Source organism: Tissierella pigra, assembly GCF_018917845.1.
GTDB lineage: Bacteria > Bacillota > Clostridia > Tissierellales > Tissierellaceae > Tissierella > Tissierella pigra.
The window spans coordinates 2,108,507-2,125,751 of record NZ_JAHLPJ010000001.1 but is presented as its reverse complement, the minus strand read 5'-3'; the positions used below and the strand labels follow the sequence as shown (position 1 = coordinate 2,125,751).

Annotated in this window: 19 protein-coding genes and 1 riboswitch; of the genes, 16 read left to right on the top strand and 3 right to left on the bottom strand. The window is 29.7% G+C overall.

Going from position 1 to position 17,245, the window contains the following annotated elements; translation table 11 throughout:
- Window positions 1-112 precede the first annotated feature (112 nt).
- Window positions 113-724 (top strand): rubrerythrin, encoded by a 612-nt coding sequence (rbr, locus tag KQI41_RS10405; RefSeq protein WP_154439721.1) that lies wholly within the window; start codon window positions 113-115, stop codon window positions 722-724.
- Window positions 725-1,104: 380 nt separating this feature from the next.
- Window positions 1,105-1,539 (top strand): GNAT family N-acetyltransferase, encoded by a 435-nt coding sequence (locus tag KQI41_RS10400; RefSeq protein ID WP_154439722.1) that lies wholly within the window; start codon window positions 1,105-1,107, stop codon window positions 1,537-1,539.
- Between the two features lie 153 nt (window positions 1,540-1,692).
- Here the strand turns inward: KQI41_RS10400 and KQI41_RS10395 are convergent, their stop codons facing one another.
- Genes KQI41_RS10395 through KQI41_RS10385 form a run of 3 tightly spaced genes read right to left on the bottom strand, consistent with a single transcriptional unit; the run spans window position 1,693 to window position 5,332 of the window.
- A complete protein-coding gene (locus tag KQI41_RS10395; protein WP_154439723.1) occupies window positions 1,693-2,163 on the bottom strand; it encodes a (2Fe-2S)-binding protein in 471 nt (156 codons plus the stop codon).
- Entirely contained in the window at window positions 2,164-3,000 is an 837-nt protein-coding gene (locus KQI41_RS10390; protein WP_216585250.1) for an FAD binding domain-containing protein, read from the bottom strand.
- Window positions 2,987-5,332: a xanthine dehydrogenase family protein molybdopterin-binding subunit gene (locus KQI41_RS10385; protein WP_216585249.1), complete on the bottom strand. Its 2,346-nt coding sequence runs from the start codon at window positions 5,330-5,332 to the stop codon at window positions 2,987-2,989. The genes KQI41_RS10390 and KQI41_RS10385 overlap by 14 nt, the downstream gene beginning before the upstream one ends.
- A gap of 183 nt (window positions 5,333-5,515) precedes the next feature.
- Between KQI41_RS10385 and KQI41_RS10380 the strand changes: the two genes are divergently transcribed.
- The 14 genes from KQI41_RS10380 (at window position 5,516) to mraZ (ending at window position 17,232) form a co-directional block, all read left to right on the top strand.
- Window positions 5,516-5,689 carry a hypothetical protein gene (locus KQI41_RS10380; RefSeq protein WP_195837947.1) on the top strand — a complete coding sequence of 58 codons (174 nt, stop codon included), beginning with the start codon at window positions 5,516-5,518 and terminating at the stop codon, window positions 5,687-5,689.
- Between the two features lie 91 nt (window positions 5,690-5,780).
- Entirely contained in the window at window positions 5,781-6,440 is a 660-nt protein-coding gene (locus tag KQI41_RS10375; RefSeq protein ID WP_154439726.1) for a TIGR01906 family membrane protein, read from the top strand.
- The gene (locus KQI41_RS10370) at window positions 6,424-7,026 is read left to right on the top strand and encodes a hypothetical protein (RefSeq protein WP_154439727.1); all 603 of its coding nucleotides are present in this window, start codon (window positions 6,424-6,426) and stop codon (window positions 7,024-7,026) included. The genes KQI41_RS10375 and KQI41_RS10370 overlap by 17 nt, the downstream gene beginning before the upstream one ends.
- A 30-nt stretch (window positions 7,027-7,056) precedes the next feature.
- A riboswitch (THF riboswitch) is annotated at window positions 7,057-7,150 on the top strand.
- 69 nt (window positions 7,151-7,219) lie between these two features.
- Entirely contained in the window at window positions 7,220-7,756 is a 537-nt protein-coding gene (locus KQI41_RS10365) for a folate family ECF transporter S component (RefSeq protein ID WP_154439728.1), read from the top strand.
- 57 nt (window positions 7,757-7,813) lie between these two features.
- On the top strand, window positions 7,814-8,935 hold the full coding sequence (gene aroC, locus KQI41_RS10360) for a chorismate synthase (protein ID WP_154439729.1): 1,122 nt from the start codon (window positions 7,814-7,816) through the stop codon (window positions 8,933-8,935).
- 3 nt (window positions 8,936-8,938) lie between these two features.
- Entirely contained in the window at window positions 8,939-9,961 is a 1,023-nt protein-coding gene (gene aroB, locus KQI41_RS10355) for a 3-dehydroquinate synthase (RefSeq protein WP_216585248.1), read from the top strand.
- 9 nt (window positions 9,962-9,970) lie between these two features.
- Window positions 9,971-11,215 (top strand): 3-phosphoshikimate 1-carboxyvinyltransferase, encoded by a 1,245-nt coding sequence (gene aroA / locus KQI41_RS10350; RefSeq protein ID WP_154439731.1) that lies wholly within the window; start codon window positions 9,971-9,973, stop codon window positions 11,213-11,215.
- Window positions 11,216-11,282: 67 nt separating this feature from the next.
- Entirely contained in the window at window positions 11,283-11,855 is a 573-nt protein-coding gene (gene pduL / locus KQI41_RS10345) for a phosphate propanoyltransferase (protein ID WP_154439732.1), read from the top strand.
- 12 nt (window positions 11,856-11,867) lie between these two features.
- Complete coding sequence (gene deoC / locus KQI41_RS10340; protein ID WP_154439733.1) at window positions 11,868-12,518, top strand: deoxyribose-phosphate aldolase; 651 nt, start codon at window positions 11,868-11,870, stop codon at window positions 12,516-12,518.
- A 75-nt stretch (window positions 12,519-12,593) separates the two neighbouring features.
- Complete coding sequence (locus KQI41_RS10335) at window positions 12,594-13,046, top strand: YhcN/YlaJ family sporulation lipoprotein (RefSeq protein ID WP_195837948.1); 453 nt, start codon at window positions 12,594-12,596, stop codon at window positions 13,044-13,046.
- A 130-nt stretch (window positions 13,047-13,176) separates the two neighbouring features.
- The gene (yfmF, locus tag KQI41_RS10330) at window positions 13,177-14,451 is read left to right on the top strand and encodes an EF-P 5-aminopentanol modification-associated protein YfmF (protein ID WP_154439735.1); all 1,275 of its coding nucleotides are present in this window, start codon (window positions 13,177-13,179) and stop codon (window positions 14,449-14,451) included.
- A 40-nt stretch (window positions 14,452-14,491) separates the two neighbouring features.
- The gene (gene yfmH / locus KQI41_RS10325; RefSeq protein WP_216585247.1) at window positions 14,492-15,781 is read left to right on the top strand and encodes an EF-P 5-aminopentanol modification-associated protein YfmH; all 1,290 of its coding nucleotides are present in this window, start codon (window positions 14,492-14,494) and stop codon (window positions 15,779-15,781) included.
- Between the two features lie 63 nt (window positions 15,782-15,844).
- The gene (lgt, locus tag KQI41_RS10320) at window positions 15,845-16,588 is read left to right on the top strand and encodes a prolipoprotein diacylglyceryl transferase (RefSeq protein ID WP_154439736.1); all 744 of its coding nucleotides are present in this window, start codon (window positions 15,845-15,847) and stop codon (window positions 16,586-16,588) included.
- Window positions 16,589-16,800: 212 nt separating this feature from the next.
- Window positions 16,801-17,232 carry a division/cell wall cluster transcriptional repressor MraZ gene (gene mraZ / locus KQI41_RS10315; protein WP_154439737.1) on the top strand — a complete coding sequence of 144 codons (432 nt, stop codon included), beginning with the start codon at window positions 16,801-16,803 and terminating at the stop codon, window positions 17,230-17,232.
- Window positions 17,233-17,245: the final 13 nt, after the last annotated feature.

Here is a 17,245-nt window from a genome sequence, read left to right as displayed (position 1 = left end):
AATAATAAAGCTTATTTTAAGGTACGAAAGCAATGACTTTCGTACCTTTTTTCTTAATAAACAATGAAAAATTTGGAATACTAATGGTAAATAAAATTAGGAGGAATAAAAAATGATTACATTGAAAGACAGTATTACAAAAGAAAATCTTTTAAAAGCCTTTGCAGGAGAATGTCAAGCTTGGAGACGTTATGAACTTGCCGCTACTCAAGCAAGAATGCAAAATCTAGAAGTTCTATATTGGCTTTTTCATTATACTGCTAATCAAGAAAAAGAACATGCTGAAGTATTCTATAATCACTTAAAGGAGTTCAATGGACAGGAAATTTCCATAACTGCTGATTATCCAATTGATAATTCAAATAATATTCTAGAACTTTTACAACTTGCTGCGAAGCATGAAGCAGCCGAACATGACACAATTTACAAATCCTTCGGTGATAAGGCTAAAGAAGAAGGATTCCCAGATATAGCAGCATCTTTTCATATGATAGCCAAAATTGAAAAAGTACACAGTCAGCGTTTTGAAAGGTATGCAGAACTAGTGCAAAACAATAAACTATTTGAAAATGAAACACCTATTGAATATATCTGTTTGAGCTGTGGACATATTCATAATGCTACTGGAGCACCACAGATTTGTCCAGTTTGTAAACATAATCAAGGTTTCTTTGTTCGATTAGAAGACTCACCATTTGGAAAAGAAAAGATTTTAACTCTATAGTTTAAAAGTTAAATTGAATAATTACATAACTAACCATATGAATTCTAGAATTCATATGGTTAGTTATGTAATAACAAAAAAGCAAAATAAAGAGAAGAAATAAATAATTTTTAGTATGATTAAACAGGTCAATGAGTTTTTAACAAATTATCTAAAAAATGTTCTTTAAAGTTGAAGTGTTAGTTAATAATTGACTGTAGATCCAGTTTTTGTTATTATGAAAATACTGGTTAATATTACGAAAGGAGGTAATTTTATGATAGCCAAAATTATAGAAAAAAATTATGAGGTGATTGTTTTATAAATTATATTCTTTTCAATTAACCATGTGAACTGAGTATAGTTTTATAAGATCTATTACCTAAAGGGAGATAGTATGTATGTTAAAACTAATAGATATTGACTCAGAAAATTTTTGGGAAATTACAAAGCTTAAGGTAACAAAAGAACAAGAGGAATTTGTAGCATCTAATACTTTTTCAATTGCTCAGTCTAAAGTACAGCCAGAATGTATTCCCCTTGCTATATATAAAGATAAAACTCCTATAGGATTTCTTATGTATTGTATGGACAGCATTGATAATGAATACTGGATATATAGAGTTATGATAGATATCAAATATCAATCAAAGGGATATGGGCGACAGGCAATGGAATTACTTGTAAATAGAATTAAAGAAGATAAGGAACATCATATCATTTATATTAGTTTTGAACCTGAAAACCAATGGGCAAAATCAATGTATGAAAGCATGGGATTTACACCAGATGGTAGAATTGTTGAAGGCGAGATTGTTTATAAGTTAGAATATTAGTTGTAATATAAATTAGACTTACTTTAAAGAGTAAGTCTAATTGTACTTAAAGACATATCTATAAATATAAGCATTAGAGAATTGGGAATAGAGCATTGGATTGTTTCAATATCAATATAGAAAAAATACTAGATGAAAACTCATCTAGTATTTTTAAATATCCTTAACTAAAATAGATTTTACAGCATCTTCAATTTCTTCATATCCCGTACATCTACATAGATTTGATTGAAGCCAGTCTTGTATTTCTGCATCATCTGCATTGGGCCGAATCTTAGATAGGGAATGACATACCATTAAAAATCCTGATGTACAATAACCACATTGAAATCCAAAGTTTTCAACAAAGGCTTTTTGGATTGGAGCATTTTTTAGTCCTTCCACTGTTAATACTTTCTTTCCAATGGCTTCCACAGTAAGCATAAGGCAAGATTTTATAGGCCAATCGTCGACTAAAACTGTACAGGCACCACAGTCTCCATTTTCACATCCTGGCTTTGCACCTGTTAATCCAAGTTCATTTCTTAAGGTATATAATAATGTATGGGAAGGCTTTACCATTACATCTCTATCTTCACCATTGATATTTAGAGTTATTATAGTAGGATTTAATATTTCAAACATTTAGCCGACCTCCTGAAATTTATCAAAAGCTCTAGATAAAATGTCCCCTAACATAAACTTTCTATATTCTGAAGACCCTCCAATATCATGCAATATTTTATCAGGAATACTTTCAATCACTTTTTTTATTTTTTCTTTTTTAGATAGGGAGGAATCGTTTAATATTTCCTCAATTTTTAAAGATCTAAAAGGATATTCACATAAGCCACTAAAACTTATTAAAGTTCTATTTTTATCTTTAATTGCTGCCATTGTAATTAAAGGATAATCTATTTTTTCATGTTTTGTTCTTTTTACATGAAGGTATGGAAGACTAAGGAATCTTTCATCTACTATTACTTGAATTAATATTTCATCATCTTCTATACCTATCTTTTTATCACATATATCAGATATAGGAACTACTCTCTTTCCCTTACTACCTTGAAGTATAATATCACAATTGGACAAAAGAAGGGCTAAGATAGATTCTCTATATATAATTGTACCCATTAAATTGCCTCCTAGTGTAATCTTATCCTGTATAGTATGGTCTGCAATTCTTCTAACTATATATCCTAAAAGTGGGAAATAATTTGCTTCTGAAATGTCTGTAAGAGTTATGGCTGAGCCCATTATAAGTTTATTGTTTTTAATTTCATGGACATTACATTCTGGAATTCCTTTTATATCAATTACTGCTTCAGTATATCTATTATTCATTCTTGCCATGGATATAAATTCTGTTCCACCACCGTAATAAATAGGCTTTTTACCATTGGAATTAAGTTTATTATATAGTTTTACAGCATCTTCAACTGTATCTGGTTTATAATACTCAAAATCAAAAGCTATCATATTTACCTCCAGTTTTAGTTTTCCATATTACTTCATTAGAAATTGGTAATGTATCAAATTCAACTCCCACTGCTAGGGACATGGCATTGGCAAAAGCAGCAGGTATTCCAATAGTACCATGTTCAGCAATTCCTCTAGCACCATAAGGGGCATCTATCTGTGGAGTTTCTATGAAGTCTACTATATATTCAGGATTTTCCCCAAATCTTAGAAGTTTATATGTTCTTAAAGATGAATTTTGAAGTATTGCTTCTTTATCATATATAAGATCTTCTCTAGTGGATAAACCTAGTCCCATACTCATACCACCCATTACTACTCCTCGTGCCGCCTTAGGGTTAATTACTTTACCAGCATCTATTACTGTAGCAGCCTTTAAAAGTCTATAGGAATAATTTTCTGGATTATATTCTATTTCTACAGCCTGTGCAGCTACAGTCCAAGAATTAGCAGGTTTTCCTTTACCAGTTTCTTTATCCAATGGAGTTAGACCACTTGTAATATAACTTCCTTTAGCAATTATTTGTCCATATATAGATTTGCCACTGGAATATTGGTATCCATTGACTAAATCCTTAAAACTTATAAAAATATCAGGTCTATGAACTACATATATTTTTTGATTAGCAATTTCTAAATCATCTTGAGAACATTTAAGAGCTATACCACCTATTTCCTTTAATTGATTGATTAAGTCTTTTGCTGCATTTAAAACTGCATTTCCTACCATAAAAGTTGTCATACTAGCCACAGTTTTCCAATGTTTTGGAGTAATTTGAGTATTTACATCCATAAAAACATGAATATTTTCAACATCCATTTTCATTCTTTCGGCTAATATTTGAGCTATTGTGGTTTTCATTCCAGGACCAATTTCCGATGCACCAAAATTTAAGTTTATACTTCCATCATCATTTAATGTAAGTACAACACCAGAACTGGCATTAGTAGGTGAGTTGGAAGTTTTCCAAAGAGAGGCAATTCCTTTAGTGATAATAGTTCCTTTATCAGTTTTTATTATGTTGCCTTCATTCCAATTCATAACTTGTTTTAGTTTAAGAAGGCAAGCTGTTATATTTCCAGTATTGCTAAGTGTAATTATATCCTGTGTTGGAGACTTATTCCCCTCAGCTATTGCATTTTTAATTCTTATATCAAATGGATCCATATTTAATTTTGATGCTAGTTTATCTAATAGTCTTTCTATACCAAAAGTACATACTCCATGACCAAATCCTCTAAGGGAAGTAACATAGCCATGATTTGTATATACACTAATGGAGTCACAGTGAATATTTTCTATATTATATGGACCACTGCAATCAATGGCAATGGATTTAGCCATACGAGGACCTGTATCTGCATATGCTCCACAATCAATATAGTAAGTACATTCTAAGGCTTTTATTATACCATCCTTTGTTGCACCTATTTTTAATTTGCCTTCGGCAGCTATTTTAGATGGTGATATAGTTATATCATCTTCTCTTGTATTTGTTATTCTAACCATTCTACCATCTACAGCAGAAGAAGCCAAATATGCAAGATATTCTAAATGAATTGCAGCCTTTCCTCCAAAAGCTCCGCCAACTAAAGGAGTATGGACAATTATATTACCTTCAGGAATCTTATAGATTTTATTTAATTCTTCTTTAACTGCAAAAGGTGATTGAGATGATGTATATATATTTACTATACCGCTTGGTGTAATTTCAGCCATGGTATTTCTAGTTTCCATTGCTAAATGGTCAGATTTGGGAAGATATAAGGTTGACTCAACTATTACATCACTTTCACTCCAACCTAAATCCATATTTCCTTTTCTTATTTTTACATGGTCTGCTATATTTGTATGTGCCACAGGATATACAGTATAATCAGGACAATAATAATAACCTAGATTTTCATGTATAAGAGTAGCATTAGGTTTCAATGCCTCAGTAACTGATGCAACTACTGGTAGTGGTGTATATTCTACTTCAATAAGATTGACTCCTGCCATTGCTTCTTCTTCACTATTTGCAATAACTACTGCTACTGGTTCTCCAAAGTATCTAACCTTGTCTTTGGCAATAGGAGGTCTATCATTAATAATACTTCCTGTTAAGGCAGGATAATAATCTCCAGTTATTACAGCTTGAACACCTTTAGAATTCAATGCTTTTTCTATATTAATAGATTTAATTAATCCATGTGCAATAGTACTTGTAAGAATTTTTGCTTGTAATGTATTAGGTCGTATATCATCAGAATTATATTTAGCATTACCTGTTACTTTATCCCAAGCTTCTTTTCTAATGGTTGTAACACCAATTTGAGAAATATTTTCCATAAAACACCTCCAAGAATCTCATAGAACTTATATGATATTGAAATATTGTTTCCATATATTAGTTTAAATATTCAAATTAGAGTTTAAATTAAGCTAGAAAGTAGGCAACAATTAAATAGTTATTAGTATAAAAGATTAAGTATTAAACATAATAAACATAGAGGATAAAAAGGAGGCATTGAAATGGAAACAAATGAAACTTTTCAAGAAATAAGGGACAGATTTATAGCAGCAGACTTAGATACCAAAATTGAAATATATACAACTGTTCAGGGATTATCAGTGGAACAGTATAAAGAACTTTTAAGGGTTTTTCCAATTAAATATTTAGATAAATTAGAAAAGGCAATGGGGTAGAATATAAGGATTGAGAAAATTTTCTCAATCCTTATATTTTTCAGAGAATATGTGGTAATATATAGTAAAGTTTATTTAGGGGGGAATAGATTTGAAAAAAATAGCTTTAATTATTTTAGTATGTACTTTATCTTTATTTTGTCTTTTAACGGCAGTTGAAATAAATGCTTTTAATACAAAATATTATATTAATTCTTATAATAAATATAATATTACGGAGACAACGGGAAAAAGTATTCAAGAATTACATAATATTACAGAGAATTTATTGGATTATTTAAATGGAAAATCAGAAGAGGAAGTTTTAGAACTTGATTTTAATGAACGAGAAATTCTGCATATGAAGGATGTAAAAATTCTTTTTAAGAATGGATTTACATTAAAATATATATTCCTCATAATATCCTTTACTATAATTATGTATTTTATAATAAATAAAGAAAGAAAAATATTAGGAAATTTTATTTATAAAGGTTTATTTATAAACTGGATTGCTTTAGGTTTATTAGGTATTATGATACTTTTTGATTTCAATAAATATTTTACTTATTTTCATTATATATTCTTTACCAATGATCTTTGGTTACTGGATCCTAATACAGACTTACTTATTCAAATGTTACCAGAGGAGTTTTTTAGCTCTATGGCTATAAATATTGGGTTATCCTTTTTATCTTTTGTGGCAATAATACAGATTATAGGTTATGTCATAACTAGGAAAGGAAGAGGAAAGGATGAAAAGGATATTTAAACATTTAAGGGAAATAAGTAAAAAAAATGAAAGACAAAAAGTTTTGGACAATTTCTATACAAAACAAATGAAAAATGGAAAGACCATAAGAGCAGATGCTATGGATAAAATAGCTTTAGGTATTATTATATGGATTGGACTAGTTATATTAATAAATAAATTGATAAAGAATTTCTTCGTATCGGTTTTTATAAGTTTAATATTTGGAATATTTATGACAATCTATCTGAGAAAATTATTTTTAGAATCAAAAAATAAGAAGATAAAGGAGATTCAAAATGAATATAGAGTAAAGCTTGAAGAAGAAAAAGGAATTTCACCTGACGAAGATATAGAAGATTATATTATAAATAGATATTATGAGAAGAAAGAAGAAGCAAAAAAGAACTTCAACTTTCTCAGTAAAGATAAGATAGTTAAATTGTATTTTTTAGCAGTTATATTTTATATAACTGGATATTTATCAGCCTATCCTATGTATTATAAAATCATGGGAATAATCTCATTTATTATGGCAACATTTATTGGTTCATATAACATAACAGAATATATTAAAAAAAGTAATAATAAGGATTTACTTAATTAGTATTATAAGTTATAATAAGTTAGTTAGTTAGACAGAGTAGGTAAAGAGCGTCAAGTGTTAAGGGATGGGAAGTTGCCCTTAAACGAAAGACAAAATCTGCGATTCTTTAACCGCGTCCGCTGAAACATTAAAGAGACTCCTTAACTTTAGTGTGGCAGTTGCCTGTCACTAACAAAAGAAAGGAGGATATAAAATGAATATAAGCAAAAAGGTTAAGACAAGAACTCTAACTCAAGCAGCATTTTTAGTAGCACTTTCCATTGCTTTAACAAGATTTGGATCCATCATGATACTTCCTACATTGAGAATAGGATTTGGTGAGACTCCAATAATGTTAAGCGGAATGTTGTTTGGACCAATAATTGGAGGAGTATCTGGTATTGCTGCTGACTTATTGGGTATTATGATTAATCCTCAAGGTCCACCACATTTAGGATTTACATTGAGTTCATCATTATGGGGTGTTATATCTGGTCTTTATGTAATGTATTTTAAAAAGAAGGATATAAAGACAAATGTATTTTCTACAGTTAAGGTTGCTATCATGGTAATTACTTGCTATTTAGTAATTTCTATTGGATTAAACACCTATTGGTTATCTCAGTTATACAATAAAGGTGTTATTGTAATTTTACCTAGTAGAATTTTATCGGCGGCTATTAATATACCAATTCAAGTTATTATAATCACGTATTTAGGACGATATCTTAAAAATATAGCATCAAGATAATAGACAAGAAAAAGACTTCTACCTTATGGTGGAAGTCTTTTCCATAAGGAGGTAAAAATGATAAGATTTTTAACAGCAGGAGAATCTCATGGAGAATCTTTAACAGGAATAATAGAGGGTATTCCTGCTAATTTATATATAGATATAGATTTTATAAATAAAGAGTTAAGGAGAAGACAGAAAGGATTTGGCAGATCTTCGAGAATGAAAATAGAAATTGATGAAGTAAATATATTGTCTGGAGTAGGAAATGGATTTACAACTGGAAATCCCATAACCATATCCATTGAAAATAAGGGCAGAAATATAGAATTAGTGGAGGTCATTAAACCAAGACCAGGTCATGGGGATTTAGTAGGTGCTTTAAAATATAATCAAAAAGGTGGCAGAAATATTTTAGAAAGAGCATCTGCGAGAGAAACAGCCATGCGTGTAGCCTTAGGAAGCATTTGTAAACTTTTTTTAAAAGAGTTTGATATAGAGATATACAGCCATGTTATAAATATTGGAGGAATAGAGTCAAAAACAACATACTATACAGGAGTTGAAATAGAAAGACTTGCAGAAGCTGATAAGTCAAATATACAAGTAATTGATGAAAAAATAGAAGAAAAGATGATAGGTAAAATTCAAGAAGCCATGGAGGAGGGAGATACTTTAGGAGGAATTATAGAAGTTATAGTTAAAAATCCACCAGTAGGATTAGGAAGTCATTCTAGTTGGGATATGAAATTAGATGGAAAACTAGCTGCTGCCATAATTAGCATACAAGGGATTAAGGCAGTTGAATTTGGACTTGGAGGTAAAGCGTCTACGACTAAAGGCTCAGAATTTCATGATGAGATTATTTATGATAGTAAGTTTAGGAGAAAAACCAATAATGCAGGAGGAATAGAAGCTGGAATATCCAATGGGGAAGATATAGTAATACGTGGAACTATGAAGCCAATACCCACTTTGAAAAAACCTTTAGATACTATAAATATAATAAGTAAAGAAAAGGCAATAGCTCAATTTGAAAGATCAGATGTATGTGCAGTGCCATCTGCAAGTATAGTTATGGAAAATGTAGTTGCTTATATAATAGCTGATGAATTCTTGAAAAAATTTGGTGGAAATTTTTTAGAGGAAACCAAAGCAAACTATAATAATTATCTTAAATATTTAGAAAGCAGGTAAAAAATGAGATATAAAATAATAGACAATATATGGTCAGAATTAAAAGATTATATAAATAGACATAAATTTCTTCTTATAACAGATAGAAATATTTATAATATATATAAAGGACATATAGAAAAGCTAATAAATGATGAAGATGATATTTTAATATTAGAACCAGGAGAAAATAGTAAGAGCTTAGAAGAATTGATGAATATTTATAAAGTCTTAATTGAGAAGAATTTAGATCGGAATGGAATAATTTTAAGTCTTGGCGGAGGGGTTGTAGGAGATATATCAGGATTTGCTGCTTCTACATATAAACGAGGAATAGATTATATTCAAATCCCTACAACTTTATTGTCACAGGTAGATAGTAGTATAGGAGGAAAGACTGGTATAGATTTTTTAGGGTATAAAAATATAATAGGAACATTTTACTTTCCTTCCATGACTCTGATAAATCCATTATTTATAAATACTTTAAATAAAAAAGAAATTACCTGTGGTTTAGGAGAAATTATAAAATATGGTCTAATAGAAGACTATGATTTTTTCAAATATATTGGAGAGAATATTGGAAATATATATAACAAAGATAAAAATATATTGACATATATAATTGAAAAATCTGTAGAGATTAAATCGTCAATAGTAAATAAAGATAAGCTGGATTTAGGACTTAGACAAAAGTTGAATTTTGGACATACAGTAGGACATAGTATAGAATCTTTATTTAATTATGAAAGATATAATCATGGTGAAGCTGTTATACTTGGCATGATATATGAAACAACTATTGCCTATGAAAAAGGCCTTATATCTGAAGAATATTATAATGAGATTAGAAATATACTGATACCTTTAGTAGAGCCAGTTGGATTTAATGAAAATGAAGTAAATATACTGTTAAATTATATGAAAAAAGATAAAAAAAATAAGAATGATAAAATAGGATTTGTTCTACCAGTAGATAAAGGAAAGGTAGATATATTCTATGATATAGATGAATTGACTATAAAAAAAATATTGATGATGATATAGAGGTGAAATATGGAGATTATAGGGAAAAAAAGTTTAAAAGGTGAAATAAAGGTTCCTGGAGATAAGTCTATTTCTCATAGAGCAGTAATCTTTGGTTCCATTAGTGAAGGTGAAACTGTTGTAGAAAACATTTTATTGTCAGAAGATGTTTTAAATACAATTGAATGTTTTAGAGAAATGGGTGTAGATATAGAAATAAATAAGGAAGAAAATAAGCTGAGAATAATAGGTAATGGTCTATATGGATTAAAAAAGCCGAAAAAGTCCTTGGATTGCGGAAACTCAGGAACTTCCATGAGATTATTAGCAGGAGTATTAGCAGGGCAAAACTTTGAATCTACACTTATAGGTGATAGTTCTTTAAGTAAAAGACCAATGGATAGAATAATTAATCCTTTAAGGAAAATGAATGTAAATATTCATGGTGTAGATAATAAGTATCCACCTATAAGTATTTGTCCTTCTAAAGAACTATATGGTATAGAATATACTCTACCTATGGCAAGTGCACAAGTAAAGTCTGCAATTCTATTAGCCTCTCTTTACGCTAAAGGAGAGACTAAAGTCATAGAAAAAAAGACTACTAGAGACCATACTGAAAGAATGATGGAGTATTTTGATGAAGATGATTTTAAGGGAAAGAATATTTATGTGCCTGGGGACATTTCATCTGCCGCATTTTTCATAATAGGAGCTAGTATAATGAAAGACTCCTCCATAGTTTTAAAAGATGTTGGGATAAATCCTACAAGGACTGGAATTATAGATGTTTTACAATCCATGGGTGGAAATATAGGAGTAAAAAATATAAGAAATATAAATAAAGAGCCTATAGGAGATATATATGTTTCTTATTCACCACTTATGGGAATAGAATTAGATTCAGCTATTATAGGAAGATTAATAGATGAAATCCCTATAATAGCTGTAGGCGCTATGTTTGCACAAGGGAGTACTATAATTAGAAATGCAGAGGAGCTAAAGTACAAGGAAACCGATAGGATTCATGCTATAGTTACTGAACTAAGAAAAGTAGGAGGAGATATAGAAGCCTTAGAAGATGGTTTGATTATAAAAGGTACAAGTACTTTTTATCCAGGAGTATTAGATTCATATAATGACCATAGAATTGCTATGGCTTTATCTATAGCAGCATTAAATATAGACGGAAAGTCAAAAATTAATGATGATAGATGTATAAACATCTCTTATCCTCAATTCTATGAGTCTCTTCAGAAGATAATAATGGAATAAACTTTGATTTTTTATATACAAAGTCTTATAATAAACCTATGGTACATAAAATATAGGAGGAATATAAATGAAAACACAATTACCAATAGCACTTTCAAATCGTCATATACACATAAGCCGAAAGGACTTAGATACTTTGTTTGGTGAAGGATATGAATTGACTAAAATGAAGGATTTATCTCAACCAGGACAATATGCTTGTGAGGAAAAAGTAGATGTAGTAGGGTCAAAAGGTACATTAAAGGGAGTAAGAATATTAGGACCTACTAGGTCGCAGACTCAATTTGAATTATCTATATCAGATGCGTTTTCTCTTGGTGTAAAACCAATAGTTAGAAACTCTGGAGATATAGCTGGTACTCCAGGAGCAAAAATAATTGGTCCAAAAGGTGAAATTGAAATAGAAGAAGGAATAATAGTAGCAGCAAGACATATTCATATGCACACTGAAGATGGAAAAGACTTTGGTGTAGCTGATAAAGATATAGTAAGTATAAAAGTAAATGGTGAAAGAGGTTTAGTATTTAATAATGTATTAGTTAGAGTAGCAGAAAGCTTTGCTCTTGAAATGCACATAGATATAGAAGAAGGAAATGCTGCAGGAGTTAAAAATGGAGATTTAGTTGAATTAATTAAATAGTGGAGGTATTTAATGAAAAATATATTAGGAATGATAGACCATACAGTTTTAAAGCCAGAAGCTACAATTAATATGATTGAAACTTTATGCAAAGAGGCTATGGAATATAATTTTGCTGCTGTTTGTGTTAATCCTTACTATGTAAGATTATGTAAGGAAATATTAAAAGATTCAAAGGTTAAGGTAGCTACAGTAATTGGTTTTCCTTTGGGAGCCAATACAAAAGAAGTTAAAGCATTTGAAACTATAGATGCTATAAAAAATGGTGCAGATGAAATTGATATGGTAATTAATATTGGAGCATTGAAACATAAAGACTATGAATTAGTTAAGGAAGATATAAAAGCTGTAGTAGGTGCTGCAAAAGGAAAAGCCATAGTTAAAGTAATTATAGAAACCTGCCTATTAACAGAGGAAGAAAAAGTTAAGGCTTGTGAACTTTCTATGGAAGCAGAAGCTGATTTTGTAAAGACTTCAACAGGATTTTCAACTGGTGGAGCAACTATGGAAGATGTAAAACTTATGAAATCTATAGTTGGTGAAAAACTAGAAGTCAAAGCCTCTGGAGGAGTCAGAGACTTAGACTCTGCAAAACAAATGATTGAAGCAGGGGCTACAAGACTTGGAACTAGTTCAGGTGTAAAAATAGCAAAAGAAATATAAAAAAATATAAAAAAATCCTTTTTCTTGTTATAAAATTTGGAAATTATGAAAGACTATAATAAGAGGAGGGATAGATTGAAAAGATATTTATTATTTATTTTAACTGTGGTGGTGGCTTTTCAAGTTGGATGTAAGGATGTAGTTCGTAAGGAAATAGTAGAAGTAGAAGAACCAGAACATAGTTCTATAGAAGTAGCAGTTGAAGATAAGCTAATAATCGATAGATCAGAAGATTTATCAGACTATGTAGTTGAATTATTTGGTGTAGATGATGCAGCTACGATTATTTTCAACGATGTAGCACTGGTTTCTGTCATTATGGCTTATGATACTGAACTTACAGATGATACTAAGGAAATGATCAACAACTTGGTATTGGAAAAGGATCAGGAAATATCACAGGTAGTCATATCAAATGATGAAAAAACATTTTTTCAAATTGTAGAGATTATGGGAGATTTAATGAATGGCTCATCCTATGACAAATACGTTGGTCAAATTAGCAAACTTGTTGAAAAAAATAAATAGACAACAAAAACCCATTCTAAGGAGTGGGTTTTTGTATTTTTTTACTTATTTCATAATATTAATATAAGTAACAAATTAAAATTTGGGTATAGTAAAATAAGGTAATGCAAATAAGAGGGAGGAATAGAAATTGAACTTAAAATCAGAAAGAATACAAATTGATAATGGAATCCATTTAAATCTAATCTATACAGATAAATTTAAATCAAACTTACTTAGCTATTATTTCCTAAGACCACTATCTAAAGATGAAGTTACTAAAAATGCACTACTTCCGTTGGTACTTAAAAGAGGTACAGAAGAATATGATACAAACTTAAAAATTCAAAAAAAATTAGAAGAAACTTATGGTGCTAACTTTAGTATATCTATAAATAAAAGAGGAGAAAAACAAGTATTAAGATTTACTGTTGAATCTATAAATGGAGATTATGTAGGAGATAAAGATAATATCTATGAAGTAATCGACCTTTTAAAAGATATTATATATAATCCAACTTTAGAGAAGGGATATTTCAGAAAGGATTATGTAAATCAGGAAAAAGAAAATTTAAAAAACAGAATTGAAGGTAGAATCAATGATAAGAGGTCCTATGCACTAGATAGATGTATAGAAGAAATGTGTAAAAATGAAAAGTTTAGCATATATCCATTGGGAAAAGTAGAAGATCTAGATGGTATAGACGAAAATATATTATATGAACATTATAAAAATGTAATTATCACCAGTCCTATGGAGATATTTTATGTAGGAGAATATGATGCAAAACTAATAGAATATATTAAAGATATAGGTAAAATAGAAAGAAAAGAACTTCTAAATATACCAAGAGAACAGATCATATCTGGAGTTCAAACTAAAAATATGGTAAGCGAGGATTTAGATGTAACTCAAGGTAAATTAGTTCTTGGTTTCAGAACAGGAATACCTTATGAGGACAGATTATATAATGGGCTTATAGTAGCCAGTGATATATTAGGTGGAGGTCCAAATTCTAAACTTTTTAGAAATGTAAGGGAAAAGGAAAGTTTAGCTTACTATATTACATCTACTATTTATAAATATAAATCTATAATGTTAATAGATGGTGGAATCGAGTTTCAGAACTTTGAGAAAACTATAGATATTATCAATGAACAATTAGAAGAGATGAAGAAAGGAAACTTTACAGAAGAGGATATAGAAATATCAAAAAAATCCATAAAGTCCTCTACAGAATCCATTCGAGATAGTGCCTTTCTTATATCAGAATACTTCTTTAGTCAAATATTATCTATGGATAATCGTTCTTTGGAAGAAATCTTAGAGGATATTGATAGTGTAACTAAAGAGGAAATAGTAGAAGCTATATCCCATGTAGTTCTAGATACTATATATTTTATGAAAAGTTCTAAGAACCAATAACCAATTAGATATTAATGGAATAAATTTGGGAGGTAAGAAATTGGATATAAAAATATACGAAAATGATAAAATAAAAGAAAAACTTTTCTTTAAAGAGCTAGCTTCAGGATTAAAGATTTATTTTATGCCAAAAGAAGGCTATACGAAACAATATGCAATATTTTCTACTAATTATGGCAGTATAGATAATATATTTGTACCTATAGGAGAAAAAAAAGCCATAGAAGTCCCAGAAGGTATAGCACATTTTTTAGAACATAAACTCTTTGAAGAGCCAGAGGAAAATATATTTGATAAATTTTCTAAGTTAGGTGCAAATGTCAATGCTTATACTAACTTTACGCAAACAGCTTATCTATTTTCATCTACTGAGAATTTTTATGAGAATTTAGAGCTATTAGTACATTTTGTACAGCATCCATACTTTACTGATGAAAATGTAGAAAAAGAAAAGGGAATTATCGCCCAAGAAATAAATATGTATAGAGACAATCCAAATTGGAGAGTGTTTTTTAATTGTTTAAGAGCTATGTATGGTGAACATCCAGTTAAAATAGATATAGCAGGTACTGTAGAGAGTATTCAAGATATAAGCAAAGAATTACTCTACAAATGCTATAATACTTTTTATAATCCAAACAATATGGTTTTATTTATTGCAGGAGATCTTTCATTTGACGAAATACTAAGGGTAATAGATAAAACAGAAAGAAAAGATTCCAAGAAAATAGAAGAAGTAAATAGAGTGTTTAAAGAAGAACCAAAGGGAGTAAGAGAAAACTTCATAGAAGAAAGTATGATGACTTCAACACCTTTATTCTATATAGGTTTCAAAGATGAAGATATAAATCTATCTGGAAAAGAAAGAGTGAAAAAGGATTTAATGACCAACTTTATCCTAGATATGCTTTTTGGCTCCAGTTCTATATTTTACAATGAGCTTTATGAAGAAGGGATTATAGATAGTAGCTTTGGAGCATATTTTACAGGTAAAAAATCATATGGACATTCTTTAATAGTAGGAGAATCTAAAAAACCAAAGGAAGTTTATGAAAGGGTAATGAATTTATTTGAAAAGGATCCACAGTCTATTTTAAATGAAGATGATTTTAATCGTATTAAAAGAAAAAATATTGGTGGATTTTTAATGTCTTTTAATTCAGTAGAGTCCATTGCCAACAATTTTATTGACCTTTATTTTGAAGAAGTCCTTTTAATAGATTATCTTGAAATTTTAGAATCCATTGAATATAAGAATCTTATTGAAAGATTGAAAAAACACTTTGTAAAAGAAAATGTAGTGCTATCTATAATAAATCCCTTATCATAATGGAAAATTAACATCATTTGTGATATACTAAGCAAATGATATATTATGAGAGGTGGTTTTAATATGGATCCAGTTGCATTTCAAATATTTGGACTTGAAGTAAGATGGTATGGAATTTTAATTGCCATGGGAGTGCTTATAGGTACTATAATTGCACTTAAAGAATCTAAAAGGTTGGGAGTTGGAGAAGAACCATTAATAGATTTATTGATTTGGGCAATTCCTTTAAGTTTAGTAGGTGCAAGAGCTTATTATGTAATCTTTAGTTGGGATATGTATAGAAATAACCCAATAGAAGCATTAAATATCAGAAATGGTGGCTTAGCAATTCATGGTGCCGTGATTATGGCTATTATTGTGGCAATTGTATTTACTAGAATTAGAAAAATAGATTTTTGGACCATAGCAGATGCTTGCGGACCAAGTTTAATATTAGGTCAATCTATAGGGAGATGGGGCAATTTTATAAATCAAGAAGCCTATGGAAGACCTACAGATTTACCTTGGGGAATAATCATAGATGGAGTAAAAGTTCATCCTACTTTTCTTTATGAATCAGTTTGGAACTTTCTAGTATTTATATTTCTTCTTTGGTATGGAAGAAACAAGCAAAAAATTAGAGGGGAAGTATTTCTCTTATATCTATCCCTATACTCCTTTATTAGATTCTTTGTTGAAGGGTTAAGAACAGATAGTTTAATGTTTGGAAGTATTAGAGTAGCTCAACTTGTAAGTGTAATAGGATTTATAATTCCCTTGTGTATTTTATATATAAGAAGAAAAAAGAATGCAGAAATAAAATCTTAGCTATTGGTAGAAAATACCAATAGCTTTTTTTATGTCATTTTTCTATCTAATACCTTGTTGAAAAGTCGAAAAATGCAAAAATGTGACAAAAGTACTATTATATTTTTGATAAAAAAAGGTGGAAGGTTTTCTCAATTTAGTATAGAATAGTATATGTAGTGGTGGAAAGTGGTAGAAAGTGGTGGAGAATATATACTAAGTGAGTGGTTCATATGTTTATTGGTGAATATCAACATACTTTAGATACTAAGGGAAGAATAATTATGCCCTCTAAATTTAGAGAATCTTTAGGGGACGAATTTGTTATGACTAAAGGTCTTGATAACTGTCTTTTTGTTTATCCTAAAAATGAATGGACTATTCTGGAAGAAAAACTTAAAACACTACCACTAACCAATCGTGATGCAAGGGCCTTTATTAGATTTTTCTTTTCAGGTGCCAGTGAAGGAAACTTGGACAAGCAAGGAAGAGTGCTGATACCGTCAAATCTTAGAGAACATTCTAAACTAGATAAAGAAGCTGTAGTTATAGGAGTATCTACAAGAATAGAGATTTGGAGTAAAGAAGAGTGGGAGTCATACAATAATGATGATAATTTAAGCTATGAAAGCATTGCTGAAACCATGGCTGAACTTGGGATATAACTGGGGGAGATAA